The sequence below is a fragment of the Parashewanella sp. 2304DJ23-3 genome (assembly GCF_056591695.1).
In genome coordinates, this window is sequence record NZ_JBWQOH010000003.1 from 100109 (window position 1) to 122399 (window position 22291).

The window sequence follows — 22291 nt, forward strand, 5'->3', positions numbered from 1 at the left end:
AACAAATAGCCTGTGAATACAGGCTATTACAGAATACTAAGCTTTAATACATTGAAGCAAAGCTATGTAAGGCGGCATGTTATTGTGAGGGGCGTTATTTCCTTCTGCTTCTGTCCGTCGTTTTTGGTTGAAGCGGATACCAACATCATCACCTTGGCCTGTAGCAAACTCAGGATCTTTGCCTCTATCTTCATAATACCAATCACTATAAACGTGAGTATGTCTTGGTAATTCTTGTTTTGTTAATTTATGCTTTTCTTCGCCGCCAATATTACCTAATTCATAAGCAGATAAACCTGCACGTTGGTCATTAAGCGAAATGGTGAAACGCCCTTTTCCTGGTTCAAATACATCCCAACCATTTGGGCAATTTTGTAAATTAAAGAAAGCAACGGTATTTGTAGGGATAATTTTTCCACTTGAATTTAACTTATCTTCAAGTGAGTTGAGTTGCTGTTTTAGGGTTAAATTAATTTCAGACTGTTGTAAATGCTTTTGATAACTGAATATACCAACCGCAACGGTTAACAGAAAAATGACACCAGAAATGTACTTCATATAACATCCATTTATTATTTTGATAAACAAACCATAACAGATTTGCTAAGTGTTTATCTATCCCAACGTGATTTAATCATTGCACCATCTTCAGCTAAAATATCGCGACCGTATCGATAAACCATTTCTATGCTGCTCCATCGACCAGATTGTTGAGCGGCAATATGAGAATGACCTTTTGCTAATAAATCTTGGCAAGCACCAACACGTGCAGAATGCCCTGACCAGCGTTCAATATTATGAACAATAAATGGATCGGATTGCTTAATATCAACTAACGCCTTTTGAAATATTTTATCTATTGAATAACCAGAAAGCGGTTTTTGTTGGTCATACTCATTTAAATTGTTATGCCATTTTACTTTATTTGATTTTAAAATAGGACGGAAAATGACACCTGACATTGGGCTATTTAATTTATTTATATAATTTTTCAATATGTTAATACATTCTCTGCTTAACATGACTTTATCAGCTAGGCCGCTATGATTTGTTTTTGTAAATGGAATCGTTAGAATTGCACGTCCATCATTACTGAAACTCAAATCTGAAAATTTAATTCGAGCTAATTCAGACTCCCTGAGTAATGTTTCATATGAAAAACAAAGCAATGCTAAATTTCTTAAATCAGCCAATTTTTCACTCCCAGACCAGAGCTCTATAACTTTGTCTAAATGGGCTTCTTTAAATGCTGCGACTTGTGAAATTACTTCCCCTGTACGTGATTTTTGCTTTTTAATTCCTTTTAACAATTGGCGAATACGAAAACTTTTAGTAGGTGACGGTAGCCCTGCCGCTTCGTGGACTGAATTTACTGACCAAATAAAAATTTGTAACGAATTTGCCTTTAATGTTTTACTTTTATTAATCAAAAATTTTTCAAAGGTGATGACAGAAGATGGTAAAAATCGTTCTGAATTGACTGAACACCATTCGACAAATTTATTCCAATTGAACTGAATGCTCTTTTTAGAGTTCTCAGAATAAAAATATTCATTCTCAAGTGACGAGGTAAATTCACTGAGCAACAGAGTAACAATAGTTTGAATTTTTTCATTATTTTCTTGAGTAGGAGAATCACTTAGGATGGAATGTAATTCTGCCTTTAACCCATCGCTTGGATGTTGAAGTTGATTATAATACGATAAATTATCAGAATTGGTTGGTAAGAGTGTATTTTCATTTAACGATTCAATTTTCATCGCTACAACCTAAATATGATTTATGATCATGAAATGTATCAACTAAAAATTCAATTGTTGCGCTAGAACTTTCGAGTTTCTCGCTATTTTTAATTTCTTCAAGTTGCTCATATATGTATTTTGGTATTTCAATACGGACTTGTTTATTTCTTTTTTTTATCTGCCTTAGTTCGAAACGCACCGATCTCCAACCTACTTCTGTGAATATACGATTTAAATTTTCATTTATCTGATTAAGTGTTTCGATATCTGTTTCACCAAATGAAGATTTAGATTCCAGAGATTTTAAAAGTAAGCTGGTTTCTGAGATATAGCTGTTTGCAATTTTATCACTAAGGTTCGCATTGTAATTTTCACTTTTTAAGACAACATTGTTTCTACGTACTTTTTTTAGAAGGTATGAAGTAATAATCGGAAGTTCATCTGGTGAAAGTAATAGCAATGGACGACCACGCTTTTTATTTCCATCAACATATTCCCAATGAGGTGTTTTATAATTCAAATTCATTACAGCCAAACTTCCAATTTAATATTAAGTAGCACCACTACCATAAAGGCATCTTTAATTATTGATATTTATTAAAAATGAGCTTTATAGATATAGGTTGATATAATTAGCATTATATCAATTTATATTTGGGTGATTCCAACACAAATTGAATTATTTCGGCTATGTTTTAGGCAAAAAAAGGCTCCATTTAGGAGCCTTATTGAGTTACTTGGTTAAACCAAGTTTAACTAAAATTCGTTTTTCTGATATTGGGTATTTTGTACCTAAAATCTGCGCAAAACAAGAAACTCGATATTCTTCAATCATCCATTTTGCTTCTTGTAATTCCTCAGGAATTAAAGCAAGTTTTGGCACTTTAGCAAGTTGGGCTTCAAGCGCTTGTTCTACTTTGTTGATTGAATGCATCTGCAAGCGATCTCGAGTAGGATCAACCGGCAATTTATCTAGACGATTTTCAATGGCTTTTAAATAGCGATTCAGATCAGGTAATCGCTGCCAGCCACTTGCTTCAACAAAGCCTTTGAAAATTAAACGATCAAGGTGAGCTTGAATATCACTCATTGCGAAGGCGATATCTAAACTGATTTTTCCTCTGATTCGTTTTTTAATTTTTTGATGAAGCGTTAAGATTTGTTCTGCTTGCAATGCGATTTTTTCAGCCGTTGTATTTAGCTCTGCCCTTACCCAATCTCGAGCAGAATTAAAGTCGTCTTCATTCCTTACATTGAGTTGTTTTTCATCTAACAACTGCTGAACTGCTGCATTGATGATATCTTCAATCAGAATATTCACTTGACCAAACGGATTAAAGTACATCGAAAGTTTGGCTTTATTTGGCAACTTCTGCTGTAAGTGCTTAACTGGAGATGGAATATTTAATAGTAGTAACCTACGTAAACCAACTCGATTCGCCTGATTTGCTTGGTTTTCATTATCAAATAATTTTATTGCCACAGAATCTTTATTATCAACTAACGCCGGAAATGCTTTTACTTCAAAGTTTCCACGCTTTTGCTGAAATTGTTTTGGTAAATCACCAAAATCCCAAGATTCTATATTTTCTTTTTCAATACCTGAATCAGCCACTTTTCGAATGGCTTGTTTCACCTTCCCTTGGAGTTTATTCTGTAATGAAATCAAATCTCGACTTTGCTCAATTAGCTTACCGTTATGATCTTCAATTTTAAAATTTGCGATTAAATGGGGCGTTAGCTGACTGGTTTCAAAATCGTCTGCAAAAACTTTTACGCCACTCATTCTAAGTAATTGCTTACAGAGGGAAGAAAGTATATCCGTTTCAAAAGGCTTCATTGCTTGAACACATGCTTGGGCATAGTCTGGCGCTGGAACAAAATTTCGGCGCAGTGTTTTTGGCAATGACTTAATGAGTGCAATACACTTTTCCATTCTTAAACCTGGAACTAACCAATCAAAATCACGATCTTCAATTTGATTAAGCAATGCGACAGGGATATGGATTGAAACACCATCATCTTCATTCCCAGGTTCAAATTGATAACTGATTGGTAAGGTCAAATTATCTTGAATCCAGTTATCTGGAAAATCTAAGGTTGATACATGATCCGCATCGCGCTTATATAGCATTTCTGGGTCAAAGTGTAAAAGTTTTGGGCTCTTAGATTTTTCAATATTCCACCATTTATATAACGTGGCTGAACTATAAATATTGTTCGGAATTAATGGCTCATAAAAATCTACAAGTACTTGTTCATCAACAAGAATATCTCGTCTTCTTGATTTGTGCTCCAACTGTTCAATTTGTTCCAGTTGTTGTTGATTGTGAACAAAGAAAGGCTCTTTCGTTCTCAGTTCACCATCAGCCAAAGCACTTCGAATAAAGATTTCTCTTGCTTCAACAGGTTTTATCTTTCCAAACTGAATTTTGCGTTTGTGTACGGTAGTTAAACCATAAAGTACCTGATTTTCAAAAGCGACAACGCTACCCTGCTTCGCTTCGAAATGTGGCTCGTTATAATTCCGTTTAATCAAATGACCAGCTAAAGATTCAATCCAGTCTGGATTTATCTTTGCGCAAGTTCTTGCAAATAAACGTGACGTTTCAGTTAACTCAGCGGCCATGATCCATTTCGGCCCTTTTTTAGCTAAAGGAGAACCTGGAAAAACAAAGAATTTACGATTTCTTGCACCAAGATATTCATTATTTTCAGACTTAAAACCAACATGACTCAACAGTCCAGAAAGTATCGATTGGTGAAGTGAATCATAATCTGCTTCTGTTTTACCTTCGTTTAGCTTCCACTTTAAATCATGAACCGCTTGGCGGAGTTGAGCATAAAGGTCTTGCCATTCGCGTATGCGTAAATATGCAAGATATTCTGATTTACACTTTTTTCTAAACTGGCTGGATGAGTATTCTTTTTGGAGTTCTTGTATATGAGTCCAAAGGTTCAGCCAAGCAACAAAATCAGACTCTTTATCAATATATTTACTATGAGCTTCATCGGCAGCTTGTTGTTTTTCAAGTGGCCTTTCTCTCGGATCTTGAATTGACAGCCCAGCTGCGATCACCATAACTTGCTGTAGGCAGCCAACTTTTTTGGCTTCGATCACCATTCTCGCCAAACGAGGATCGACAGGTAATTGTGCTAATTCACGACCAAGTTGTGTGAGTTTCAATTGCCCTTTGTTTTTTGAAACAGCAGTGAGTTCTTCTAGCAGTAAAAAGCCATCTTTAATATGGCGTTCATCAGGTGGCTGAATAAACGGAAATCCACCAATATCACCCAATCCAATTGATAGCATCTTCAAGATTACAGATGCTAAATTTGTGCGTAATATTTCAGGATCAGTAAATTCAGGCCGATTTAAAAAGTCTTGTTCATCATATAAGCGAATACAGATACCAGGGCCTACACGACCACAACGGCCTTGTCTTTGATTAGCACTGGCTTGAGAGATTGGCTCAATTGGTAACCGTTGTACTTTTGTACGATAACTATAGCGACTGATACGAGCAGTACCCGGGTCGATGACATATCGAATACCCGGTACAGTCAAAGAAGTTTCTGCAACGTTGGTAGCTAAAACAATTCGTCTACCAACATGACTTTTAAATACTTTGGATTGTTCACCGTAAGAAAGCCTTGCATACAAAGGCAAAATTTCAGTATCCCGATACTTTTGCTTATTCAGTTGTTCAGCAGTGTCACGAATTTCTCGCTCACCATTCATGAAGATTAAAATATCCCCCAGTCCTTCAGACATAAGCTCTTCAACAGCTGCAAAAATACCTTCAGTTAAATCTAAATCTTGTCCACTCTCACGGACTAAAGGGTTATAGCGGGTTTCAACTGGAAAGGTTCTGCCTGAAACTTCTATAACTGGTGCATTACTAAAATGCTTTGAAAAACGCTCTACATCGATGGTTGCCGAAGTTATGATGACTTTTAAGTCTCTGCGTTTTTTAAGGATTTCTTTGAGATAGCCTAATATAAAATCAATGTTTAAGCTTCGCTCATGTGCCTCATCAATGATTAACGTATCATATTGGTTTAGGAATTTATCTGACGATAATTCCGCAAGTAAAATACCATCGGTCATCAATTTAACGTAACTGGTGTCTTTTATTGAATCTGAAAAGCGAACTTTAAATCCGACAGCCTCACCTAACGGTGTATTTATTTCTTCAGCAATTCGGGTCGCAACAGAGCGCGCAGCTAGACGTCTTGGCTGAGTGTGACCAATTAATCCTCTGCTACCGAGCCCCAAATCGAGACAAATTTTAGGTAACTGTGTCGTTTTACCTGAACCGGTTTCACCAGCGATAATGACAACTTGATTGTTGGCAATAGCTTCAGCTATATCGTCACGCTTTTGAGATACGGGTAATGCATCCGGATAAGAGATTTGTGGGCGCTTCTCACGTCGTTCATCGGCTTTTTCTTTCGCTAATTGTGCGGCCTCAGCAAGTTGATTAAGTTCCTGCTGTTTTTTATCAGAGTCAGGTTGCTTCTTTATACGAAACAAACGGCGTCTGATTTTTGCCGTATCAAGCATAAAACCTTGGTTAAGATACTGATGAGAAAGAAAGTCTGTTGCCGAACTCAAAATGAAAACCTAACTGCAAAAATAAAGTAGCTGATATTATCAATATTTCAGCAAAATATCAGGCAAAAATGGTTCTTTTGCTTGCAGGGTGAACGATTCCTTACCACAATGTGTCTTATGTAGGGTAAAGGCTATAAAAGTAAGACAGAGATTGAAGAAAATTCTTTATTTATCATTATTTTTTTTGCTTTTTACGCCATCGTTTTGGGCGCATGCAATTTCTAATGATTTAATTCATGTAAAAATATCAGGTGTCGACACTAAACTTCGACAAAATATTATTGCTCATCTAGGACAATTACCTAAGTCTAAATCTCAGCGACGAGCGTTTATTTTTAACGCAAAAACAAACATAAATGATGCTTTAGAAAGTGTTGGTTATTATCAATCATCATTGGGTGTCAACTTAACCCGCACGAGTCATTCAGCTTGGGTTTATGAAATCAGTATCGTATTGAACGATCCTATCATAGTTAAAGATGTTGATATAAAGGTCGATGGTTCACTTGCAACAGAAGCGGCTTATGCAAAATGGTTTTCGACGATACCAATACAACTTGGGGATCGATTAAATCATGGTCTTTATGAAACCACAAAGTCTCAGCTTATTGGTTTGGCTTTAGAAAATGGATATTTTAATGCTTCGTATGATCAGTCGCAAATTCAAATAAATCGCATTACAAAGTCAGCATCAATAGTTCTACATTTCAAATCGGGGGATCGTTTTAAGTTTGGTCAAGTAGACTTTGTAGGAAGTGATTTAGATAAAACCTTGCTACATGAATTAGTGCCATTTGAACATGAGAGCTATTATTCAACTGATAAGATTTCAGAATTCAGTTCCATACTAAGCCAAACAGGGTATTTTCGCTCTATCAAAGTCTTACCTAAGCTCAATGAAAGTAAGAATGAGGTTGTACCGATAAAAGTAGAAACTCAAAATCGTGCTCCCCACTCCATTGAAGTTGGTTTGGGCGCAGACTTTGGCAGCTCGAGTGAGCGTGAACTTGATCCAAGAGTACGTATCACATGGCATACCCCTCAGATAAATAGGCATGGTCACTCACAACAAACTTCGCTGGAATGGTCCCGTGAAAGGCCAAAATTACGCACGACGTATACGATCCCTTTAACTCACCCAATAAATGACCAATTAAAAATTCAGGTTGGGCTTATTAGAGATAAGTATGGCGTTACACAAGAATTTGATGCCAAAGATGGCGATTTTAGAACATCAGGAAAGCTTGAGTCAGAGCAATTTTTATATGGTGCGGCAAGGCAACAAATTTTTAAAAACAAGTGGATTATGAGTTATTCGGTTAAATCGTTAAAAGAAGTATATACCCAAGAAGATATTGAATACTCACCATTATATTATTTATTAGGGCTATCATTTTCGAGAACAATAAGAAGTGATGATTCGCTTGACCCAAAATCGGGTTTTCGTCAAGACTACAATTTTGAGTATGCCGATAAATACCTTGGTTCAGTAATAAGATTAGCCAAGCTTGAGGCTAGTTATAAATGGATTGTTACACCAATGGAGCGACATAGATTCGTATCGAGACTCGACTTAGGTGTTAACATTGCTAAAAGTGATCAGCTTGCTTTAATCCCACCTTCCTTGAGATATTTTGCAGGCGGTGATCAAAGTATTCGTGGGTATGGTTTTCAAGAGCTTGGCCCTTATCGTGATTACACTATTGACGGGCAGAAATACCGACAAGTGATAGGTGGCCGATATTTAGCGGTAGCAAGTATTGAATATCAATATTATCTTACACCAAAATGGCGTGTTGCGACATTTGTTGATGCTGGTAATGCTTATGACTTAAGTCAGTTTAAACCGTTAGTATCAACAGGACTGGGTTTACATTGGATTTCACCTGTTGGGCCTATCAGGCTCGATTTCGGTGTTGGCGTGAATAACGATGAAACCTCTACTACTCCATGGCGAATTCACTTAACTATGGGGTCAGAACTATGACACTGACACTCAAAAGTGCATTAAGATTTTTAATTTATTTCCCTGTCGTTATTTTGGTGATGCTGGCTTTAGCTGTTGGAACACCAGTAGGCAGTAGATTCACGATATTCATAGTGCAGGCACTTATCCCAAGTGTTTCTATTGATTATGACAGTGGCACGTTAAATAAGAGCATTAAACTGAAGCGTTTTGCTTTAGATACCGACACGGTTAAAGTCGTTGCAAAACAAGTAAATTTAGATTGGAATCCAATTTGTTACTTGAATAATCAACTCTGTATTAATGACTTAAAAGCAGAAATGGTCCATGTTGACGTAAAAGTATTGAATACTGATGAACCGTCAGAAGAAGCCAATATCGCTTCGTCTAATGATGGTTTCCCTTTACCTTTTACTCTATCTAACCGCAACTCACACCTGAAGAATGTGGCTATCAGCGTGGGAAAACAACTTTACAAAGCTGATAAGTTACAATTTCAAGGCAATTGGGATAGGCAAGGTTTAAATATTGCCGAGCTTACAACTGTTGGCTTTACAATGTCTGGCGTATGGCAAAAAGAACTGCGGACCAAGTCGAGTAAAAGTCGTACACCTAAGCAACGTCAAAATTTGCCTACGGTGAATTTACCTTTTCCAATTTTTATTAAAAAAGCTGCTTTAGTTGATAGCAACCTTGAATTAGATAGCATGCCTTTTGCCTTTAAACGGATCGACTTAAAGAGAGGTAATTGGATAGGTACAAAACTCGAACTTCAAAGCTTTAATTTGATTCATGCCGGTATTCGCAGTCAAATCTCTGGTTCACTTGATTTTAAGAAGCACTACCCTACTGATTTACAGGGATCATTAAGTGTTTTAGAACCATTAAAGACACTTCAATCACCACTGAGTTCATTGCACTCTTTATCTCAAGTTAAACAACAAGGTGTGAACTTCTCGGTCAAAGACGACTTTGCAAACCTTTTAATACTTGGTGAGGCAAAAGGCCAAATTAATACGCATTTTACAGCAAAGCTGAATCTCATTGATTTAGGTACACCCAGCAAAGTGGCTATCAAAGATTTGACGGGAAAATGGTTAATACCTCAAGGAAAAATATCAGCAAATAATTTTTCGATGAAGATTGACGGAACAACTGAGTCAGCAAAATTCGAAGTTAATGGCCTTATCGACTCTCCTTACATTCCTCAGTTAATGATAAAAGGCAATGCCAGTATTGATAATAGCGGGGTTTCTGACGTTAATCTTAAAGCTAACTCTCCATCGGGGAATGTAGTGCTCATTGGAGATCTGAAGTGGAATGATGGAATTGAATGGAATTTGAATAGCGAGTTTAAATCACTAAAAGTTAAACAATTTGGCGACAAATATACACAAGAATTACCTTCGATCGTGCTCAACGGCACATTAGCGACTAATGCTGCGTTCAAACAAAAAGCATGGCACCTTAACATTAATCATTCTGACTTAACGGGTAAATTGAAGGGGCTGCCTTTAAAAGTTAATGGCAAAATCAACGTCGATTCAAATTATAGAGTTGATGCCGACAATTTCATAGCGAAAGCACTCGGCTCTGAAATGTACTTAACTAAAAATCAACAGACAAATAAGCTTAGCGGCAGATTATTGTCTGAAAACCTTGGCACATTCATACCAAAACTACGTGGGACATTAAGCTCTGTATTCACAGTTAATAATACCAATGCATCTCCAGTTTTATGGCACAAAAGCGAAATAAAAAACCTCAATTATGGTAATGATGTAAAGAGCATCGATGTTCAAATAAGTGGTCGTGTTAATCCGAAAGCAATGGCTTTAGCTGGTACAACAGTAAAGGCGAAGTCGTTAAGCGTATATGGTGTGTCAATTCGAAATTTATTCCTTGGCCTTGATGGAGATTTGAATTCGTTAAAAGCGGTACTTAAAACTAAGGGTAAAGCAAACGTCAATACAGAGTTCTATACAAAACTGAATAAAGAAAACTTGCATATCACTATTCCATCGCTGGCAATTAACAATAAGTCATCAACTTGGGAGCTTAATAAAACGATTGATTTCAACTTTAACATCGAGAGCAAACTAGGGCTTCTTACTGAATTTTGCTTAAATAATAATAATGACTATTTCTGTTCCAAAGGTAATGCACAACTTGGCAAGAATGGATTATTAAGTCTTCAATATAAAGGTTCTGCAGATGAAGTATTTCATGCATTTCTACCAAAACATCTGTCTATAAGTGGAATACTTAACGCACAGGCAAATGTTCAATGGACCAATTTCACTAAACCTATTGCAAAGCTCGATGTATCACTTCCTGCAGGGCAAGTGGTACTATATCCACATAGAAAAGTACCAAGAGTATTTCCATATCAAAGTGTTAGCTTTAACGCAAAACTTGATACTCAATGGCTAACAATAAAAAGCAAACTACAGGCAGACAGTTATGCGCACTGGCTTGCTAACTTTGCAGTTTCAGTTAAGCCAGAACGTACCTTAAAAGGTTACGTTAATTTGTCGAGTATTCAATTAACGCCTCTCGCAGAGTTCTTCCCTATATTTTCTACATTGGAGGGACAGGTCAACTCAAACATAGAGCTTAGTGGCAACCTGCATAAACCAATAATAAATGGTGCTATTAAGTTAACTAAAGGCGAAATTGCGTTTATTAAAAATCCCACGAATTTTCATGACATTTTAATCAATTTAACGCTGAAAAATGACAGAGCTATGATTGATGCAAATTGGAGTATGAACAAAGGTAAAGCTAGCCTTTCTGGTAATTTGGAGTGGCCTAACGGGGTCTTATTGGGCGACCTCAATATTGCAGGTAAAAATCTTACAGCAATAGAGCCACCACTTGCTATTCTGACCGTATCTCCAAAAATAAACATAAAATTAAAAGACAAAAGTATAAAAGTAGCTGGAGATATTGACGTTACAGGCGGTGATATAACAATAACCCCATTACCAAAACAAGGCGTTCCATTGTCACAAGATGTAGTCTTTACTGACAACAAGAGCATAGAAAAAACACAATCTCCAATTAGTCTTTCAAGTAACCTGAATATAAACGTCAGTAATAGTCTAAAGATTAGTGGTTCAGGATTAACTGGTAATCTCGGAGGCCAATTATCACTTCGCCAAGAGACAGGCTCTCAGCCACTCATGTTTGGTAATATTAAAGTACAAAATGGTAATTATCGTTTCTTGGGGCAAACACTGAACATTCAAAAAGGTGGCTTAGAATTTGTTGGCCCATTGAATAACCCTTCATTGGATATTGAAGCAGTTAAAGATATATCTGATCAGGATGTTACCGTCGGCGTTAAGGTTACTGGAACAGTAAACAGCCCTAAAATCACATTGTTCTCAAACCCTACTCTAGAACAAGCTGAAATTGTGTCTTATTTACTTCAAGGGCGAGGTTTTGATAGTGCAAACGGTGAGGAGCAACAAAACAATAATAATGCGTTATTGTTAAGCGCTGCTTTGACTTTGGGTGCACAGGCAGGTGATAACAACCCATTGGCTGCTGTTGGGGATACAGCAGAAAGCTTGGCTCAAAAGCTAGGTGTTTCTAATGTTCAATTGAACGCAAATGACGATGGAAAGATAGCAATCAGTGGCTATATAGGTGATCGATTGCTTTTAAAATATGGTTATGGTGTCTTCGACCCAGGTTATGAGCTTACTGTAAGATATTATTTATTATCAAAGCTCTACTTAGAAACAGTCTCTAGTGCACTTGGCCAGTCGCTGGATATTTATTATCGGTTTGATATAGGAAATTAATTTCTTTCGAATTCTGTTAATTTAATTAGATATTAAGAATATCGAAACATTTTATTCTCGTTAAATGCGTATTGCATGAAGCAAAAATTAAGACAAAAGTATAAGAAAAAATCAATCAATGGTAAAAGGCTAGAGGCCGTTCCCAATTAACGATTTCGATTTGCTGTTGTAGATTTTTTGTTTATTCAAGACGACGAATGTGAGGTGTAATTGTTCTACATAAGCATTCGGCAACTACAGAAGAAACGAAAAATATACACAGCCCTACTGGTTACGCCTAAAGTTGGCAGTAACAAATCGAAATGACTAATTGGGAACGGCCTCTAACAACAAATACAAAAAAAGCGCCAAAAGGCGCTTTTACAAATTAGCTATATTAATTAAGCAAATTTGAAGTCAACGTGTTCAATTTGTGGCTTGAACGAGTGACGTTGCATAGCTTGAACACGAACTTTAACGTCTTTACCATCTAAATTTATAGTTAGGTCGCTAGAGTAGAAATCATCGTTCTCTTGGATATTGATGATATCTTTATGTGCGAAAACGATTGAAACTGCATCATGGCCTTTGCCATAGATAACTGCAGGAACTTTACCTTCGTGACGTAGGCGGCGGCTCGAACCTTTCCCTAAATCAGAACGGGTTTGTGCAACTAGTGTGTAAGACATATTTTTCTCACTTTTATCTTCAAATTAAAATTAAGAGCAGTACCTCGACCAGTCCTGCTCCATGAAAGCTGGCGGATTATAGCATAGACCTATGACTAATCAATCAACATAATTCAACTGCTTATATAGTTAACATAATTTAACTATAAAAATTAGCACTACGTTATATGATTGATGAAGTTTTAAATAAATCTAGGGGGCTTAATGAGTAGTTTAAAAATACCAGAACGACAGCTAGAAGCTCAAAATTCTCTTGTAAATCATTTAAGGTTTGGTGAAAACTTAACTGATGGAACAATAATATCATTTTGTAATAGAGATTTTAAAATTAGTTACACAGATGGAAATAAAACTAAAGGTGATGTAGCTGTCTGGGCTGCGAAAAAAAAGAGTTATGGTCTTTTTGATCGGTTTAAAAGTTTGATGATGTCAGCATTCGGGTTTGATAGAAAAGAAGACTATGTAAATAATATGTTTGAGTGTGAGGCAGTAAATCTTATCCTTTATCAATATAATTGGCATCAAACAAATGGTAATGCAGAGGATGCAAAACTCTTGGCTAATAACTTAAAAGAGTTTTTTGAAGGCGCTTATTGGCATAAAATTGCAACTCGCTCCGCAGAAATGGATAGGCAATTAATGGAGAGATTATCGTAATAGAAGAAAATAAATTCCTTCTATTACGATTTCAATGGCTTATTTTAACTGCTGCATCAAATAAGCGTAAGTCAAAGCACGCAGCTTAGCAGCTTGAGTATTATCCGCAGCCCCAGCATGACCACCCTCGATATTCTCATAATAAAGAACATCAATACCCATACCTTCCATCTTAGCTACCATTTTACGTGCATGACCAGGATGAACTCGGTCATCTCGCGTAGAAGTAGTAAAAAAGACTTTAGGGTAATGAGCACCTTTTGTCAGGTTATGATAAGGAGAATAAGTCTTGATGTAATCCCACTCATCTGCATTATCAGGGTTACCGTACTCACCCATCCAACTCGCACCTGCTAAAAGCTTATTAAAGCGCTTCATATCTAATAGCGGAACTTGGCACACAACGGCATTATAAAGATCAGGGCGACGTGTAAATGCAGCACCCATTAATAAGCCACCATTACTGCCACCTTGAATACCAAGATGCTTGCTTGAGGTGATTTTACGAGCAATCAAATCTTCAGCAATTGCTTCAAAGTCTTCGTATGCTTTGTGGCGGTTTTTCTTTAGCGCCGCTTGATGCCACGCAGGGCCATACTCACCACCACCACGAATGTTAGAAAGTACATAGACACCGCCCTGCTCCAACCAGTTTTTACCAATCATCGCAGAGTAAGATGGACGTAATGAAACTTCAAAGCCACCATACCCATAAAGTAACGTTGGGTTTTTACTGTTTAATTTAGTGTCTTTTGCCATAACAACAAAGTATGGAACCTTAGTGCCATCTTTTGAAGTCGCAAAATACTGCTTAGTTGTAAATTTATCAGCTGCAAATTGCTGAGGCATCGCTTTTACTTTCTTAATTGAAAGTGTTTTGCCGTTTACACGATATAATGACGAAGGTTCAAGAAAACTCGTATAAGTTACGAAGAAATCATTCTCATCTTGTTTTACATCAAATATGCTAATTGCACCGTTTTCTTTAAATGGAACAGTATCTTTGCTCCACTTACCTGATTTTTGTGTGTAGCGAACTAATTTACTCTTAACGTTATCTAACCAATTAACGAAAATTGCACTTTTAGTAAAGCTTACTGAAGAGATTGAAGCTGTTTTAGTCGGCGCTACAAACAACTCATACTTAGGTTTTTGCCCAATTAAAGCATTAACGGGTGTAGATACGACAGAACCTTGAGTAAATGATTTTCCATTTAGGGTTAAATCACTTTTCAGCTCAATGAATACCTTGCCGTTAAAATACCCTTTAATTTCTGCGTCTTCTGGTAGAGGGATATTGGATAACTTACCATTTTGGTAAACTTGGTATTGAGATGTGTAAAATGTCTTAAATTCACCCACTAATCTTAAAGGTGTTTTATCGTCATACATTGAGTATGCGGCAACAGCTACTGATTTTTTATCACCGGCAAAGATCTCTTTCGCCTCTGACAACGGTTCGCCACGTTTCCAAATTTTCACAACACGTGGATAACCTGAATCGGTCATACTTTTACCGTCACCGAAATCAGTACCGACAAAAACAGTATCTTTGTCTATCCAACTTAAATCAGATTTAGCTTCTGGTAGAAAGAAAGGCTTTTCAGATTTAGGTACAAAGTCTTTAGTTGATAAATCAAACTCACGAATTTCAACTGCGTCAGCACCACCACGTGATAAAGATACAAAACAGCGAACATTTTCTGGGTACTGACAATTCATGCCTTTATATACCCACTTAACGTCCTCTTTTTTACCTAAGGCATCAATATCTAAAACTGTTTCCCATTTTGGGTTAGTTTTTAGATATTCTTCCATGGTTGTACGTCGATAAATACCACGAACATGATTCTCATCTTTCCAAAAGTTATAGAGGTAATCACCTCTTCGGCTTGCGTATGGTATTCGTTCTTTCGAGTTATAAATGTCTAATCCGTTTTCAACAAGTTTATCGAACTTAGGATAAGCTTCTATTTCCTTTAAAGACGCTTTATTGTGCTCTTTAACCCATTTCATGGCTTTAGCACCTTCAACATTCTCAAGCCACATATACTTATCGTGGTCAGTATGTGCAAATGTAGAAGTAGCTAACACTGATAGCGCCATAAATGGAAAAACCTTTTTATTCATTATGATTTCCCTTTTCTAATTATCTTGGACATTGTAACGAATGAAAAAACATTGAGAAATAAATCAATTAACAAAATTAATTACCAAATGTAACAAAAGCGCCCTAAGGCGCCTTTACAATATTTACCGCTTATTTTTTCAAATCATTCAACATCAATTGACGAATGTATTTAACGGGTGCGCTCCCATAACTCAAGAACTTTTCATGGAAAGCTTTTAAGTCGAAATCTTTACCTAAGCGTTTTTTATATTCTTCTCTAAAATCATAAATTTCACGATAACCTGAATAATAACTCGTTAACTGAACCTGACTTAATGTAGCACGACGCCATTTACCTTCAGCTTCAGTTTTTTGTTGGAATGCTTCATTCATCATGAGATCAAGTGCTTGCGCCTTAGTCATGCCATTAACTTGAATACTGTAATCAAGGATTGTGTTACAAATAACACGTAAGTTCCATTTGTAATACATTAGCCACATTTCAGGTTCGAAGTTGGCATAGCCTTCTTCTAACATCATACGCTCTGTGTAAACAGCCCACCCTTCTACCATTGCTCCATTACCAAACAAACTCTTTACTAAGCTTGGTGATTCATTTGAGTAGACCAATTGAGTGTAATGACCTGGAATCGCTTCATGAATGTTTAAAATTTGAAGAATCCAGTGGTTATATTCACGAAGATAACTTTCAGCTTGAGCATCAGTCATGCCATCTAATGGCGTGACATTATAATAAGTATTGCCTTGTTTATCATAAGGCCCAGGTGCACTGATTGATGCGCCTGCAAAACCACGCATATAGGCAGGGGTTTCACGAACAACGAGTGGTTTGCTAGGATCAAGCGTGACCAATTGTTTATCATTAACAAACTTCACAAGCTCAGGAATTTGCGCTTTAACTTCTTCAACAAAGTTCTCACGCTTTACGTGCTTAGACGATAGTTTGTCAATTAACTGTTTGATTGCTATTTTTTCATTTGCAGGCTTAGCTGTTTTAAAATATTTTGGCCAAAGTTTATCGGTGATTTTAGCCATTTCAGCTTGAACACGATCTTTGTCCGCAACCGCTTTTTGATATAATTGCTTTGCAGTCATTCCAGACTGAATATCTAAAGCGAATTTTTCTTCATATAATTTTTCGCCGATACGAAAGCTCTTAGCACCATTCTTTTTAAGCTTAACTTCAAGCTTTTCAAGCCAAGAAATATAACCGTTTATGGCCTGCTTAGATGCATTGAAGCGTTCAATAAATAATGCTTTTTCATCAGTCGACAAACCAGAATCTTTGGCTTTAGCTAATAAATCGTCAGAAAATACTGAAAATGCACCTTTATTCTGTTGGATCGCCAGCTGTGTGTGTTCAAGGGTTGGATTGTTAATATTTGCTTCTGCTGCTTTGTAAAAAGCAGGAACATTTGCCATACGGCCTAACACTGATTTTAATCGCTCATCAAGTGGAGCAAAGTTTTCATTGGTTAATTGAGCGAACCCGCCTGCTACATTATATTGAGACGGGTTCCATTGCCATGATTTACCACGGTTGATGTCCCACTCAATACTGTTTAATAAATTTTCGATTAAGCGATAGTCGATTAATTGATTAGCTTGTAAAGATTCAGTGTTAAATGAGCTAAGTTTAAGACGCTGTGCTTTTACGAATGCTAAGCTTTTTACTCTTGAAGCTGCATCCGGAACGGTAAGCTCTGAATCATATTTGTGAAAACCACTGTAAAGAGCCCATGTTGGATACTGCTGCCAAAGGCTGTTAATAAACTCACTCGAAAAGTCAGCAAACTTATGCATTGAATCTTGTTTAACGACATTGACAGTTTTCGGAGTATTTGAAGGATTACTACATGCAGATAAACCACCTATTGCAACAACAATAAGCGTAGATAAAATGGTCTTTTTCATCATTATTCCCAATTTATAATTATTTATTTCTTTTGCACAATCATACTTCAGATATACCGCATTAAGTAAGTAGAGTTGATACAAAATATTTCTTTGTTCTTTAATAAAGATTAGGCATAGTGTCCTTTACATAACGTATGGCTACAAAATATGACATCAAATGAAAAAATACTCTTTGTGGTAAATTTGATCCCAGAAGGTAATGTATTTACTTATGGGAAGGTTGCTGACTTAGCAGGGTTACCTGGTCGTTCAAGAATGGTTTCAAAGGCACTTAAACAAGCTCCAAGGTCTATGCTTATTCCATGGCACAGAGTTATAAATAGCCAAGGTAAAATTTCTATCCCAAAAGACACCAAAGGTTACCGAGAACAAATTGAACTATTGAGGGTAGAAGGAATCGAAATCAATAACGGTAAAATTAAGCTCGCAGACTACGAGTGGCGCCCCGACTTGGCCACATTAGTCATGGATATTCCATTTTAAAGGACTGATATCAAAATGATAAAACAAACATTAAAAACGATACTTATCACGTCTTTTTTAACATTCCCTTTATTTACTCGTGCAGAAACTGCTGAAACATTTTCTCCACTTACGCCGCAGCGTGCAGAATATAAAGTGTATTATGGTGATATTGAATTAGGAAAAGCACGCTACAACCTTCAGCCAACGGGGAAGAATGAATACCGATATACATTTGAAAGTGCGCTAGCATTGCTCGTTTTATCCGACAACAGAGAAGTATCGAGTGAGTTTTCTGTTGAGAATAATACGATTAAGCCTCTTCGTTATTTTCATGATAGAAAAGGCACAGGAAGTGACTATCAGGAGCAGTTAGTTTTTCTCGATCAACAAAAGAAAATATATAGCCGCTATAAAGGTGATAAAAAAGAATTTGAGTATCACCCAGAACTGTATGATTCGTTATCTATCCAGCTTCAATTACGTTTAGATGTTGCTAATCATAAAAAATCTTATAAATACGAGCTAATCAAGAGTAATAAAAAAGATGATTACACCTTTAAAATAGATGGCGAGGAAGTCATTGAAATAAATGGAATCAAATACGATACCGTAAAGCTCGAAGTTGTGAGAAAAAAGAAAAAGCGCCAAACATATATATGGATGGCGCCAAAACTTGCTTATCTGCCAGTTAAACTTTCACATTTGAAGAAAGGAAAGAAACAATTAGAGATTTACATTAACAGCTACAGTTTCTCCGGTAGCGACAAGTTCCCCGAGCTTAAATAACTTCCAGTCCCCAGGCTTTAAAATGTGCCACTCCTCATTGGTAGTTAATGGACGAGTGGCAATAACGGTAACAATATCGTTTGGTGTTGTTTCTTTTTGAAAATCGATCGTTACGTCAGTATCTTTAAGTGTTGCTTTACCAAAAGGCGCTCTTCGAGTGATATAGCAAAGGTTATTGCCACAAAACGACATCAAATGCAGTCCATCACTGATGATCATATTAAAGACCCCCAGTTTTCTTACTTCATCAGCCAATGTGGCGATATATTTATATACAGCTAAGTAATCCTCAGGCTCTTTTTCACCAAATTTATTAACCACTTGTTCAAGTATCCAGCAAAACGCTAATTCGCTGTCGGTTTCTCCGACAGGAAATGTACGCTTAACATCAAGGACATCATGGTAATCACTTAATTGACCATTATGGGCATAGCACCAATTTCTGCCCCACAACACACGGTTAAATGGATGTGTATTCTCTAAGGAGTTTTCGCCACGATTAGCTTGACGAATATGACTGATCACAGCTTCGCTTTTAATTGGGTAGGTTTTTATGACCTGTGCAATATGAGATTCACTACTTGGGCTTACGTCTTTGAATATTCGATTACCTTTACCCTCATAAAAAGCAATTCCCCAACCATCAACATGAGGGCCAGTATTCCCACCTCGTTCGATAAGGCCTGTAAAACTAAATACAATATCTGTTGGTACATTGGCACTCATGGCCAAGAGTTCGCACATTTAAACAACTCAAATTGAAATATGAAATTAGGTTAATTTTAGCTTTTGTTTGACGCATATTCTAGATTAACCATTTCATTACACATTCTTTTTTGAACTAAAGCTGAAATTAAAACGCATTTTTTAAACAGATGTTTGAAAAAGCTTGTATTAATTTTAGGTTAAGTATAACGTTAAAATGAGACAGAGGTCTGACCACGAGCTATACTTTGATCTAAGTCGCAACCATGATTTTGCGATATGTGATCTAGCTTGTATCAAATAAGGAGAATTACGGTGACGACTCTACTTTGGATATGTGCATTATTAGTAGTAATTGCTGCGGGTGCATATTTACGATTTTCACTTTTAACCACGACCATAGCTGCTGCGGTGATTTGTGCTGCGGCTTCGTACTTTCATGTTGGAAGCCCATTGCCTTTCGCAATTTTCGTAATCATAGCATTACCTTTCAACGTAAAATCATTCAGAAGACAGTTCATTTCAAAACCATTTTTGAAGCTTTACAAAAGCATCATGCCTGAAATGTCTTCAACTGAAAGAGAAGCAATTGAAGCAGGAACAACTTGGTGGGAAGCTGATTTATTCTCAGGTGCGCCTTCGTGGAAAAAGCTTCATAACATTCCGGTTGCACGACTTACAAATGAAGAGCAAGCATTTTTAGACGGCCCTGTTGAAGAAGTATGTGGCATGCTCAATGAACATCAAGTCTCACATGAGTTAGCCGACTTACCTCAAGAAATCTGGCAATATTTAAAAGATAATGGCTTCTTTGCCATGATCATCAAGAAAAAATTTGGTGGTCTAGAATACTCTGCTTACGCCCAATCTAGAGTGTTACAAAAATTAGCTGGTGTGAGTAGTGAACTTGCATCAACTGTTGGTGTACCAAACTCATTAGGTCCTGGTGAACTTCTCCAGCATTATGGTACACCTGAGCAACAAGATCATTATTTACCGCGTTTGGCCAAAGGCCTTGAAGTGCCATGTTTTGCTTTAACAAGCCCTGAAGCTGGTAGTGACGCAGGCTCGATTCCTGACTACGGTGTTGTCTGTAAAGGTCAATGGCAAGGTGAAGAAGTATTAGGTATGAAGTTAACGTGGAACAAGCGTTACATCACACTCGCACCAGTTGCCACCGTATTAGGCTTAGCATTTAAACTCAGAGATCCTGAACATTTACTGGGTAACCAAGAAGAACTCGGTATCACCTGTGCCCTCATTCCTACAGATGTAGAAGGTGTAATTACTGGTCGTCGTCATTTCCCACTTAACTGTATGTTCCAAAATGGACCAACTCAAGGTGACGAAGTCTTTGTTCCTATTGATTTCATCATTGGTGGCAAAGAAATGGCAGGTCAAGGTTGGCGCATGCTTGTAGAGTGCCTTTCTGTTGGTCGCGGTATTACATTGCCTTCAAACGCTGCAGGCGGTATCAAAACAGCTGCCGTTGCTACTGGTGCTTATGCACGAATTCGTCGTCAATTCAAATTACCCATTGGTAAACTTGAAGGAATCGAAGAACCAATGGCACGTATTGGTGGTAATGCTTACTTAATGGATGGTGTTAATTCGCTAACCACTACAGGCATTGACTTAGGTGAAAAGCCTTCTGTAATTTCTGCAATAGTTAAATATCACCTTACTGACCGTATGCAGAGGTGTGTCATTGACGCAATGGATATACATGGCGGTAAAGGCATTTGCTTAGGCCCAAACAACTATTTAGGCCGCGGATATCAAGCTGCTCCAATTGCGATTACCGTTGAAGGTGCGAACATCTTAACGAGATCTATGATCATTTATGGTCAAGGTGCGATACGTTGCCATCCTTATGTATTACCAGAAATGGAAGCAGCATTTAATCCGAATCCCAAAGAGTCATTACGTAAGTTTGATAATGCTGTATTTGGTCATATTGGTTTTGCAATTAGTAACTTCGTGCGAAGTTTTTGGTTAGGTCTAACCGGTTCACGATTTTCTAATACCCCGTATTCAGATAAAACTAAAAAGTACTATCAACAAATGAATCGTTTTAGTGCAAACTTAGCCCTACTCTCTGATTTAGCTATGGGTACTTTAGGCGGTGAACTTAAAAGAAAAGAGCGAGTTTCTGCTCGACTGGGTGACCTATTAAGCCAAATGTATCTCGTGTCTGGTGTGTTAAAGCGTTATAACGATGAAGGACGATTAACCGAAGATTTACCATTAGTCCAGTGGGCTTGTGAAGATGCACTTCATAAATTGCAAACTTCACTTGACGAGTTACTCGATAACTTCCCAATGGGTCTAGGGCCTGTTCTTAGGCTCGTCATTTTCCCATTTGGTCGCCCAGTGACAAAACCGAGTGATGTGTTAGATCACAAAGTAGCAAAAATCATGCAAACACCTTGTGCATCAAGAGATCGCCTTGCAAAAGGTCAGTATTTAACACCAACTCAATATAATATTGCAGGCATACAAGAGCAAACATTCGTTGACCTTATTGCCTGTGAGCCAATTCATAAGCGAATTTGTGAAATGGCAGGTGAGAAAATTCCTTTCATGTGGCTAGATAAAGTTGCTGAAAAAGGTGTTGAACTTGACTGTATTACTGCAGAAGAGGTTGAGCTTATGAAGCGTGCTGAACTTGGACGTTTAAAATCAATCAATGTAGATGATTTTGATCCAGAAGAGTTAACAGCAATGGTTAAGTCAGCTAATCAAGCTAATTACGCAGCGTAATTAAACTATTATCTCGCCCATACACCTGTGTACGGGCGAGATAATCTAATGCGTAAAGTAC

General features: G+C 37.2%; 14 protein-coding genes. 6 read left to right on the forward strand and 8 right to left on the reverse strand.

All coding sequences use genetic code 11. The annotated features are described in order from the left end of the window. Window positions 1-36 precede the first annotated feature (36 nt). From AC1EU2_RS08455 to hrpA, 4 genes are all read right to left on the reverse strand, one after another. The gene (locus AC1EU2_RS08455) at window positions 37-558 is read right to left on the reverse strand and encodes a hypothetical protein (protein ID WP_480297770.1); all 522 of its coding nucleotides are present in this window, start codon (window positions 556-558) and stop codon (window positions 37-39) included. 53 nt (window positions 559-611) lie between these two features. Beyond that, window positions 612-1760 carry a tyrosine-type recombinase/integrase gene (locus tag AC1EU2_RS08460; protein WP_480297771.1) on the reverse strand — a complete coding sequence of 383 codons (1149 nt, stop codon included), beginning with the start codon at window positions 1758-1760 and terminating at the stop codon, window positions 612-614. Continuing rightward, window positions 1750-2268 (reverse strand): hypothetical protein, encoded by a 519-nt coding sequence (locus AC1EU2_RS08465; RefSeq protein ID WP_480297773.1) that lies wholly within the window; start codon window positions 2266-2268, stop codon window positions 1750-1752. Before AC1EU2_RS08465 ends, AC1EU2_RS08460 begins: the two co-directional genes overlap by 11 nt. A gap of 207 nt (window positions 2269-2475) precedes the next feature. Further along, complete coding sequence (gene hrpA, locus AC1EU2_RS08470; protein WP_480298125.1) at window positions 2476-6309, reverse strand: ATP-dependent RNA helicase HrpA; 3834 nt, start codon at window positions 6307-6309, stop codon at window positions 2476-2478. A gap of 202 nt (window positions 6310-6511) precedes the next feature. On the opposite strand from hrpA, the gene AC1EU2_RS08475 reads away from it, so the two are divergent. After that, window positions 6512-8347 carry an autotransporter assembly complex protein TamA gene (locus tag AC1EU2_RS08475; protein WP_480297774.1) on the forward strand — a complete coding sequence of 612 codons (1836 nt, stop codon included), beginning with the start codon at window positions 6512-6514 and terminating at the stop codon, window positions 8345-8347. Further along, the gene (locus AC1EU2_RS08480; RefSeq protein ID WP_480297775.1) at window positions 8344-12138 is read left to right on the forward strand and encodes a translocation/assembly module TamB domain-containing protein; all 3795 of its coding nucleotides are present in this window, start codon (window positions 8344-8346) and stop codon (window positions 12136-12138) included. Before AC1EU2_RS08475 ends, AC1EU2_RS08480 begins: the two co-directional genes overlap by 4 nt. Window positions 12139-12518: 380 nt before the next feature. On the opposite strand, the gene rplY is transcribed toward AC1EU2_RS08480, so the two are convergent. Then, window positions 12519-12806, reverse strand: coding sequence for a 50S ribosomal protein L25 (gene rplY, locus AC1EU2_RS08485; RefSeq protein WP_480297776.1), 288 nt, complete (start codon window positions 12804-12806; stop codon window positions 12519-12521). A gap of 204 nt (window positions 12807-13010) precedes the next feature. On the opposite strand from rplY, the gene AC1EU2_RS08490 reads away from it, so the two are divergent. After that, window positions 13011-13463, forward strand: coding sequence for a hypothetical protein (locus AC1EU2_RS08490; RefSeq protein ID WP_480297777.1), 453 nt, complete (start codon window positions 13011-13013; stop codon window positions 13461-13463). A gap of 39 nt (window positions 13464-13502) precedes the next feature. Here AC1EU2_RS08490 and AC1EU2_RS08495 read toward each other — a convergent pair whose 3' ends face one another. Both AC1EU2_RS08495 and AC1EU2_RS08500 read right to left on the reverse strand, forming a co-directional pair. Next, window positions 13503-15593, reverse strand: a complete 2091-nt coding sequence (locus AC1EU2_RS08495; RefSeq protein WP_480297778.1) for a prolyl oligopeptidase family serine peptidase — start codon at window positions 15591-15593, stop codon at window positions 13503-13505. A gap of 130 nt (window positions 15594-15723) precedes the next feature. Further along, the gene (locus tag AC1EU2_RS08500) at window positions 15724-17508 is read right to left on the reverse strand and encodes a DUF885 domain-containing protein (RefSeq protein ID WP_480297779.1); all 1785 of its coding nucleotides are present in this window, start codon (window positions 17506-17508) and stop codon (window positions 15724-15726) included. A gap of 150 nt (window positions 17509-17658) precedes the next feature. On the opposite strand from AC1EU2_RS08500, the gene AC1EU2_RS08505 reads away from it, so the two are divergent. Together AC1EU2_RS08505 and AC1EU2_RS08510 are read left to right on the forward strand one after the other, a co-directional pair. Continuing rightward, window positions 17659-17994, forward strand: coding sequence for an MGMT family protein (locus AC1EU2_RS08505; protein ID WP_480297781.1), 336 nt, complete (start codon window positions 17659-17661; stop codon window positions 17992-17994). A gap of 15 nt (window positions 17995-18009) precedes the next feature. After that, window positions 18010-18762: a DUF3108 domain-containing protein gene (locus tag AC1EU2_RS08510; protein WP_480297782.1), complete on the forward strand. Its 753-nt coding sequence runs from the start codon at window positions 18010-18012 to the stop codon at window positions 18760-18762. Here the strand turns inward: AC1EU2_RS08510 and AC1EU2_RS08515 are convergent. Continuing rightward, window positions 18700-19506: a class II glutamine amidotransferase gene (locus AC1EU2_RS08515; protein ID WP_480297783.1), complete on the reverse strand. Its 807-nt coding sequence runs from the start codon at window positions 19504-19506 to the stop codon at window positions 18700-18702. The two genes, AC1EU2_RS08510 and AC1EU2_RS08515, sit on opposite strands and share 63 nt — an antisense overlap. Before the next feature lie 276 nt (window positions 19507-19782). On the opposite strand from AC1EU2_RS08515, the gene fadE reads away from it, so the two are divergent. Further along, complete coding sequence (gene fadE / locus AC1EU2_RS08520) at window positions 19783-22230, forward strand: acyl-CoA dehydrogenase FadE (RefSeq protein ID WP_480297784.1); 2448 nt, start codon at window positions 19783-19785, stop codon at window positions 22228-22230. The last annotated feature ends 61 nt before the right edge of the window (window positions 22231-22291 follow it).

Bases quoted from the DNA above. Each gene is read 5' to 3' on its own strand.
- AC1EU2_RS08495 (WP_480297778.1), bottom strand. From the start codon at position 15,593: ATGAATAAAAAGGTTTTTCCATTTATGGCGCTATCAGTGTTAGCTACT.
- AC1EU2_RS08490 (WP_480297777.1), top strand. From the start codon at position 13,011: ATGAGTAGTTTAAAAATACCAGAACGACAGCTAGAAGCTCAAAATTCT.
- hrpA (WP_480298125.1), bottom strand. From the start codon at position 6,309: ATGCTTGATACGGCAAAAATCAGACGCCGTTTGTTTCGTATAAAGAAG.
- AC1EU2_RS08455 (WP_480297770.1), bottom strand. From the start codon at position 558: ATGAAGTACATTTCTGGTGTCATTTTTCTGTTAACCGTTGCGGTTGGT.
- AC1EU2_RS08505 (WP_480297781.1), top strand. From the start codon at position 17,659: ATGACATCAAATGAAAAAATACTCTTTGTGGTAAATTTGATCCCAGAA.
- AC1EU2_RS08460 (WP_480297771.1), bottom strand. From the start codon at position 1,760: ATGAAAATTGAATCGTTAAATGAAAATACACTCTTACCAACCAATTCT.
- AC1EU2_RS08465 (WP_480297773.1), bottom strand. From the start codon at position 2,268: ATGAATTTGAATTATAAAACACCTCATTGGGAATATGTTGATGGAAAT.
- AC1EU2_RS08500 (WP_480297779.1), bottom strand. From the start codon at position 17,508: ATGAAAAAGACCATTTTATCTACGCTTATTGTTGTTGCAATAGGTGGT.
- AC1EU2_RS08510 (WP_480297782.1), top strand. From the start codon at position 18,010: ATGATAAAACAAACATTAAAAACGATACTTATCACGTCTTTTTTAACA.
- rplY (WP_480297776.1), bottom strand. From the start codon at position 12,806: ATGTCTTACACACTAGTTGCACAAACCCGTTCTGATTTAGGGAAAGGT.
- AC1EU2_RS08515 (WP_480297783.1), bottom strand. From the start codon at position 19,506: ATGTGCGAACTCTTGGCCATGAGTGCCAATGTACCAACAGATATTGTA.
- AC1EU2_RS08480 (WP_480297775.1), top strand. From the start codon at position 8,344: ATGACACTGACACTCAAAAGTGCATTAAGATTTTTAATTTATTTCCCT.